This is a genomic window from Protofrankia sp. Cas3 (assembly GCF_963555955.1).
GTDB lineage: Bacteria > Actinomycetota > Actinomycetes > Frankiales > Frankiaceae > Protofrankia.
Map to the genome: position 1 here is coordinate 1 of NZ_CAUVXP010000220.1, position 7,568 is coordinate 7,568.

A 7,568-nucleotide genomic window follows, 5' to 3' on the forward strand; every position below is an offset into this window, starting at 1 on the left:
ACGCTGACCTGTGTCGACGCTCCGCGCAATGCGTCGACCAGGTCCGATGCTGCGCTTTTGAGGGCACCCATGCTTCCACGCATCGAGCTCGAGAGATCCAGGGTAAGAACAATGTTCACCGGGCATTTACCTCGCCACGGCGGATTTGGGGTGTCAGCTCGCCCAGGCAGGCTCGGACCGGCCACTACGAGGGCGAATCCCGCCACGACGACCGAGATGCCGGCGAGCTCGCGCCCAACCCGGCCGTGAGCGTGCTCCACCCGCTCACTCCTAATGGGTGGCATCCGCCGCCAGCCCCTCCATCGGAACATCTGAATCCTCGAGTCTCGCGAAGCCGGGATCACCCAATGGGCGCAGCGCGGGAAAGCCTACTCAGCGATCGGAACAAGCTGTGATATCACGCATCCACACCGTAATCGAACATAAAAAACGCCTCGGAATCCGCGTCTGTGCACCCCTTACTCTCGGATCACCGCTATCACGGTTCGACTCCTGGCCGAGCCCCGTCGCACGGCGCCAAATGTACACGAAGTAACCTAGCATCGATACGGGTCGTACAACCAGGGCATCTCAGCGGAGATCAGTATAGTGGCCTCCCACCGGTGCTTCCGACAACCTCGGCCTTCCACTTCTCGTCAAATGACGGGAAGTGGAAGGCGGGCCTTGACCAGGGAGTATCGCTTCCTAGGGGACCGAAGGGGACGACGCGCTGATGCATGAAGATGAGGGCACGCCCCGTCCGGATACGGATGGCCGGAGCCCACACGAGACACGTGATGCCCCGAACGGACATCACACTCAGTCATCGTTTCCCGTTGGGACGCCGCGGCCAGGGATTGCATGGAAGCCACTGATGGTCTTGCACAGGGCGACCGGTGCCCGCCGCACTGGGAGTCGACAAGAAGGCCCGCGCTGCCCGACTGAGGACGGGTCCAAGGATCACGACACTCGAACCGTATAGACCGGACTGGACGTGTTCAGACATCGGATCTCCCGTCGCCCCTCGGCGCGGGGCAACTCATCACGATTTCGCCCGATCAGACCCTTCGCCAGTGAGTTCTCCGGCCGCGTGATCGAAGTCACCGATACCGTTACCCTACGAAGCGCACCCTCGCTGTTGCCGGTGCGCCTTGGCTTGCTGACCTTGGTGGTTGTACTTGCCCTCCCGGTGGCGGTGAGGGCAATGCCGGTCCTCACGCCGACAGGCATCGCTATGATCATGATACGGCCGGGCCTTCTGGTACGGCGGCGACGGGTACGGCGGCCTGCTGTCAGGGGAGAAGCGGGCAGATTACGTACCACGAACTTTCGGATTCGTGTTCCCCGCGACGACCGGGCGGAGGGGTTCCGCGACATCGACTGCACCTTGGTCTTCATGGACGAGGACGGCCACGGGCTCCTCGTCGGCGGTGAGGCAGTAACAGTTCGCGGGCGTCCCGATCATCCAGGAAAAATTCTGGATGTTCACCGGCTGACTACCGGATTGCCAGTAAGGACATACCGCGCCGCACGACTAAGATCGCCGCTGGCAGTCTGGTTGGTTGCCGCCGTGATGCTGCTCCTCGCTGCCCTCATTTTTCGGGCGCAACGTGATGAATTGGGAACTCTTGCCGAGAATCGGTTCGCCCTCACGGTCACGACCGCGGTGTCCGCTATCGCCACCCTGGGCCTCATGAAGATCCTGCTGTGGCGCCGACGCAACCAGCGCCGTCGACGCTGACCTTCCCTGGGCGGGACGCGATGGCCGAACTCACCGGCATCCCCGGCGTGTTCTGGGTGCTCGGCTTCGGTGCGCTCGCCATGGTGTGCCTGTTCCACGGAACGCGCCTGCTGCTCAGCTGACACAGACCCGCTTCCGGTGATCGGCCCACCAACCCGCTTCCGGTGATCTTTCGAGGTTTGTGTGATCATTAAGGCCAATTTGATCGCACAAACCTCGAAAGATCATCGGCCGCAGATCGAAAGATCATCAACTGCAGATAATACGATGTCCTCGGGCCGACATCCCGATGATGATGTTGTTCACGGGGCCGACTCAGACCCGGTGTACAGGGACATTCCGCTGATCACCCACTCTTTACGGTCAGTCGACGACCTGGTGTCAGATGTGTTACATGGGTTAAGTGCGCCAGGACGGGTAGAGCTGTTCCATGGCTCGACACCGGAGGGGTCCGACAGCCCAGCACATGCCGCACACCGGGCACTCACGCAACGTCACGCATGGCAGGTCAGACACCCGTCCCGCGACTCGCGCGGCACGGATGACCCGCCCGACCGTTCCGCAGCTGTTGTTCGCCGCGACCGCGGTCGCGGCTGTGCTCGCCATGCCCGCCGATGCACTCACGGCATCGTCCTTGCCGTCGACGGCCTCGCCTTCGACGCCCACACCGTCAACGGCCACACCGTCAACGGCCTCGCCGTCGAAGCTCGCGCCGGCCACCGGCACCGGCACCGCCGGCACCGCGGTCCAGCCATCCGTCGCGACGCCGGTCGGGCGGCCCAGCCCGTCCACTGACGAGCAGGTCGCGCAGGCGGTGCGGACGAGCCCGCTGCTCGGTGAGGTCCCCCCGGAGCGCATCCGGGTGGTCGACGTCCACGTATCCACGATCGACCCGACCGTCGCGGTCGCCCACGTCGTGCCGGCCGGCGGCGAAACCGACCCCGCGACCGCGCTACTCACCCACCCGAACGACCGCTGGAGGGTCGTCGAACTGGGCACGGCCGGTGTCGGCTGCGACCAGCTCAGCGTGGCGGTCCAGCACGAACTCGGGTTGATCTGCGAGCTTTCGTAGTCGGCCAGAGTGCGCGCACGTGCAGCCCTTGCTTCTGCGATGCACCTGCGACATGCAGCTTCGCCACCTGGACGGCCGCGGCAACTCCCCGAGGCCGTCCAGGTGGGGCCGTTGCGTCAAATGGCGTATGTCAACGCCGACAGCAGGGCGACAGCCAGAATGATCGTCCCACGTATCGGCAGCTGCCACCGCTCGACCACCGCGCGTCGATCGCTGACCGCGGACAGCGGCCCGGCCACCATCATCAGCATGATCCCGGCCCATACCAACGCGAACAGCGGACGGTTTGCGCGCGTGTCGAAGGCGTAGATGACGATGGATGCGACCAGTGTGACCGCAAAGGCGACCTGCGGCAGGACGAGCACGGACATTTTCGGCTGAAACGCCTTCTCGGTGGTACCGGATGAGCGCGGCCGGTAGCCGAACGCCACCCAGACGAAGGCGATCAGATACAGCGGGGCGATGAACAGTGAGCTCGCAACGGTTCGGGTCGCGCACCCGCGGCCCGCATATGCAACGATGAACAGCGTTGAACCGAGGAGATAGGGCACGCCGAACAGCAGATAATGCTGTTCAGTCGCGCCGGAGGACACCTGCGTCCGCAGGATGATGGCCAGCGGCGGGCCCACCAAAAAGATCATCTGGACGACGGCCAGCAGCGGGCTGAGGCTGGTGTGCAGATAGTGTGCCCGCTGCCAGCCCCGCAGACCCGGTTTGCGCAACGGGTTGTCGAACAACAACAGGCGCATGTGGTCCATAGCCCACCGCAGGCGCTGTTTGGCGTAGACGGCCGCGGTCGCCGGTGCCGTCCCTATTGATATCGGCCGGGCGTGGTAGACGCTTGACCAACCACGGGCGTGCAGTTCGTACGAGGTCTGCACATCCTCAACCAGATTCCATTCACTGAATCCACCGACCGACTCGAGCGCAGACCGACGGTAGAGGGCTCCGTTACCGGTGGAGAACGCGCTGTTGTCACGGTCCTTCGCCGGCTGGATGGCCCGGAAAAACATGGAATCAGCATTGTTCAGGACATCCCTGCGACCCGTGTCGAAACACTGGGCGGTGCAGACGAACCCGACCTCCGGATCACGCAGATAACCGACTATCCGCTCCCCCACGTCCGGCACGACGAGGTGATCGGCGTCCAGGGTCAGGATTGCGTCGCCGTCCGTGCGGGCCAGCGCATGGTTGAGATTACCGGCCTTTCCCGGCGTCCCGTCGACACGGGTGAAGCACGGTATGCCCAGCCGGGCGGCGAGCGCGTCGATTTCCCGCCAGTTCTTCCGGCCGGCGAGGCGACCGTCGTTGAGAACGTAGGTCTGGTGCGGATAGTCGATCGCCAGGGCGAAACGCAGCGTCCGCTCGACCATGGACGCCGGCTCGCCGCACACCGTCACGAACACATCGAGGCTGCCCGCCGGCGGCCCGGCGCGGCGGACCGCACCCGGCCGCATCCGACCGACCATGACCGCCGTCCAGGCGACGGTCACATAACTGACCAGTTCGGCGCCATAGAAGAAGGAGCCGAACACGCCGGTACCGGCGAGCGTTCCCGCTCGCCATGCCAGGTAGATCGCGCCCAGCACGATGACCAGCACGCCGGTCACCGGTCCCAGCCGTGCGCTGACCGAACCAGCCACCGGGACGTCCCAGCGGCGCCGCGAAGCTCCGTCCGTCGGTACCCGCGGCCGAGGCACCCACGGTGCCAGGCCATCGGGAATCGGCGCGGTGGCGTCGACGGGCGCTACGTCGCGAGCCATACTTGTCACCTTTCGAAAACATTCGCCTATTAGTGCTACGGGGACTGCGGCCGCCGGGCGCGCGATCTGACGATCGTCGCGCGCCCTTTGGCCCTCTAGTGCTACGGGGACTGCGGCCGCCGGGCGCGCGATCTGACGATCGTCGCGCGCCCTTTGGCCCGCTAGGTCACTTGTCACACAAGGGCCCGCCGGGCCCAACCGACCAAGGTTTTAATTAATGCTCTTCTCCAAACTGGTCCGGACCGGACTGACGCCAATCGGAGGACGACGGGTTCGCCCCGATGATGGCAGGTAACGAGCGCCAATTCGAACACATGGTAGCCAGTTGGATACTTTCCGAAAGTTTCGATGCCGGGGCCGACCGGAGTGCGCCCGGTTTTGTCCGGCAATGGAGACGTTAGTTCCCGCAACACCGGCCACACGTCGACGGGATTGTTCACCGCTTCAGCAAACGAGCCACGCAGCGCGGGCGGGACGAAATGTCAGGAAATTGACTGATGTGACCACCACGACAGATGAGCACAAGGCGGTTGGCGCGTGACGACGGTCATATGACCAACCGATTACGGCGGCGACCCGCCAAACCTGTGGGATCATGAGAACGTACCCGCTGTTTTGTCCGCACCGGGACAAAAGGGAAAGCGGACCGGCCGGCTGACAGCCACGCAATAACGAATTCCCTCGCGCACCCGGCGACCCCAAGGAAGCACGCACGCTAGGAGTCCGGCGATGAGCAGTACCCGGCCGATCGGGCCGCAGCGGAACGATCCCGGTTTCGACGCGCTGTCGGAAGCCCTGAAGGAGGCGGCCACCGCCGTCCAGCAGCTGGAACCGGCCGCGCGGCAGCACGCCGAGCAGCTCCGTCACGCCGTTGAAGCGCTCCACGGCAGTGCGATCAACGCGATCGCCCGGAAGCTGCGCAGCGACCCGCGTGGCCGGGAGATGCTGTTCGAGCTCGCGGACGACCCCGTGGTGCACCTGTTGTTCTCGGTGCACGGGATCATCCAGCCCACGCCGGTGACCGAATCGCTGCACGCGCTCGACACGGTTCGGCCCTACCTGCGGGCCCACGGCGGCGACGTGGAACTGGTCCGGGTCGACGGGGATACCGCGTTCCTGCGGGTGAGCGGCACCTGCAACAGCCACGCCCTGACGGGTGTTACGCTGCGTGAAGTAGTGAAGGACGCTCTGGTCGGCGGGGTGGCGTCCATCGCGCGGGTGGTGATGCTCGCCGGCGAGCCGCCACCGACGCTGATACCGCTGGGTCCCGTCCGCACCCGCGACGGTGGCTGGGTGGCGGTCGGCACGACCGCGGAGCTGTCCCACCAGCAGATCACCGCACTGCACCTCGAACGGGCCGACGGCGCCGAAGCCGATGTCGTGGTCATAAGCCACGACGGTCAGCTCACCGCCTATCGTGACGCCTGCGCGCATCAGGGACTCCCCGTCAACGTGGCGCAGCTGGACCCGGTCACGGGCACCCTCACCTGCCCACGGCACGGTTTCTGCTACGACGCGCGGTCAGGTACCTGCCTCAACGCGCCGGGCGCCCGGCTGGAACAACTTCCCCTTCGGATCGACAACGGTCAGGTCTGGATCCGCATCGACGGCTGACCGGTACAGGTATGGGCATCTGCCCCGCGCAGCGGCAGCCACCCCACACCGGTGGCTCAGAATTCCAGCGGACGACTCCCGGATGTCCACAGTTCTGCGAAGCGCTGCTCGACGAACTGCGCGAACGTCGAATCAACCGGCACCTCGTAGTGGGTGGTCCGGGACGACGAGTCGCCCAACGGAAACGTCGCAACCAGGGCGCGGGCGTCGCAGCGATAGTACGCAACGGTGGATGCCGCCGCGTAGACCCGGACGGCGATACGTTCCCGATCCGCGGCGGCCAGCCCATCGATAAAGATCCGAAGACGATGCAGATTCTCCCGGACCAGCCCGCAGACATCGTGCAACGTGCCAATCTCCCGACTTCGCTGGACGGCAGCGGGTGACTCAGGGTCCAGCAACATGATCTGCACCAACGCCCCGCGGTCGAGGGCGTGCCGCACCGCGGCGAGGAAGGAGTCCCGCAGGCGATCTTCGAGAAGCTCGATCCACGTGGAAAGGATACGGACGACGTATTCGCTCGCCGCTACCCGCCGGATGAACCCGTCGTGGTCGAAGTGGTCGAAGACGCGTTCCGTCGCCGGCTCAAGCCGGTCACCGGGGCCGTGTGCCAGCCAGTCACGGACCTCGGATTCCTCCGTACCTTCATGATCATTGAATAATGCCAGTGCCTGCCGCCACGACGCGCGTGCCTGTAGGTCATCGTCGCGCCAGTAGTGCAGCCGGCCGCGGCGGGCCAGAGTTCTCGCTTCGTTCAGCATGTCGCCGCGTTCCTGGAAGATGGACAGACAGGCGTCGTAACAGGCGAATGCCTCGGCGTCACGGCCACCTCGGCTGTGGGCGTCACCCAGCAGCAGCAGGGCCTCGGCCCGCAACGGCAGATGCCCCTCCGCCTGGAAGAAGCGCTCGGCAGCACCGAGCAACCCGATGGCGTCGTCGACCCGTCCGGTTCGCAGGAACGCCGATCCCAGCGCCATCCGAGCCCGCTCGACGGCCAGCTGGTTGCTGGTCATCTCGCAGTAACCGACCGCAGCCTCCAGGCACGACAACGACTCGGCAGGACGGTCCGCGGCGAGGTAGGCCCGACCGAGGGTCTCCAGAGCCCGCGCCACACCGAACGTCATACCGAAGTCCCGGCAAAGATCCCTGCTGATGCGCAGATGATCAATTGCCTCGCCTATCCGGCCGTCCTCGATGTCGAGCTCACCCAGATTACGACGCGCCGCGGCCTCACCGATCGGCCAGCTCGTCGCGACAAAGAGAGCCAGGCTAGCCTCGAACAGCGTGCGCGCGCCGGCACGGTCCCCCTGCAGCCGGCGAAGCTGCCCGAGATGACGGCGCACGTTCGCCTCGGCCTCCCGGCTGCCCTGGCGCAGCGTGGCCGCGAGGGCCACCGCAT

General features: G+C 65.5%; 6 protein-coding genes. 4 read left to right on the forward strand and 2 right to left on the reverse strand.

Annotated features, from left to right (window positions below; genetic code table 11):
- The first annotated feature begins 1,069 nt into the window (after positions 1-1,069).
- From U9983_RS25505 to U9983_RS25515, 3 genes are all read left to right on the forward strand, one after another.
- Positions 1,070-1,720 carry a hypothetical protein gene (locus U9983_RS25505; protein ID WP_322756447.1) on the forward strand — a complete coding sequence of 217 codons (651 nt, stop codon included), beginning with the start codon at positions 1,070-1,072 and terminating at the stop codon, positions 1,718-1,720.
- Positions 1,687-1,842 (forward strand): hypothetical protein, encoded by a 156-nt coding sequence (locus U9983_RS25510; RefSeq protein ID WP_322756448.1) that lies wholly within the window; start codon positions 1,687-1,689, stop codon positions 1,840-1,842. The genes U9983_RS25505 and U9983_RS25510 overlap by 34 nt, the downstream gene beginning before the upstream one ends.
- 419 nt (positions 1,843-2,261) lie before the next feature.
- The gene (locus U9983_RS25515) at positions 2,262-2,792 is read left to right on the forward strand and encodes a hypothetical protein (RefSeq protein ID WP_322756449.1); all 531 of its coding nucleotides are present in this window, start codon (positions 2,262-2,264) and stop codon (positions 2,790-2,792) included.
- Positions 2,793-2,908: 116 nt separating this feature from the next.
- On the opposite strand, the gene U9983_RS25520 is transcribed toward U9983_RS25515, so the two are convergent.
- Positions 2,909-4,555, reverse strand: a complete 1,647-nt coding sequence (locus tag U9983_RS25520; RefSeq protein WP_322756450.1) for a glycosyltransferase — start codon at positions 4,553-4,555, stop codon at positions 2,909-2,911.
- A 729-nt stretch (positions 4,556-5,284) separates the two neighbouring features.
- Between U9983_RS25520 and U9983_RS25525 the strand changes: the two genes are divergently transcribed.
- Positions 5,285-6,169 (forward strand): NifU family protein, encoded by an 885-nt coding sequence (locus U9983_RS25525; RefSeq protein ID WP_322756451.1) that lies wholly within the window; start codon positions 5,285-5,287, stop codon positions 6,167-6,169.
- A 56-nt stretch (positions 6,170-6,225) separates the two neighbouring features.
- Here U9983_RS25525 and U9983_RS25530 read toward each other — a convergent pair.
- The coding region (locus U9983_RS25530) for a tetratricopeptide repeat protein (protein WP_322756452.1) at positions 6,226-7,568 on the reverse strand (1,343 nt) is incomplete at its 5' end.

Bases quoted from the DNA above. Each gene is read 5' to 3' on its own strand.
- U9983_RS25520 (WP_322756450.1), bottom strand. From the start codon at position 4,555: ATGGCTCGCGACGTAGCGCCCGTCGACGCCACCGCGCCGATTCCCGAT.
- U9983_RS25515 (WP_322756449.1), top strand. From the start codon at position 2,262: ATGACCCGCCCGACCGTTCCGCAGCTGTTGTTCGCCGCGACCGCGGTC.
- U9983_RS25525 (WP_322756451.1), top strand. From the start codon at position 5,285: ATGAGCAGTACCCGGCCGATCGGGCCGCAGCGGAACGATCCCGGTTTC.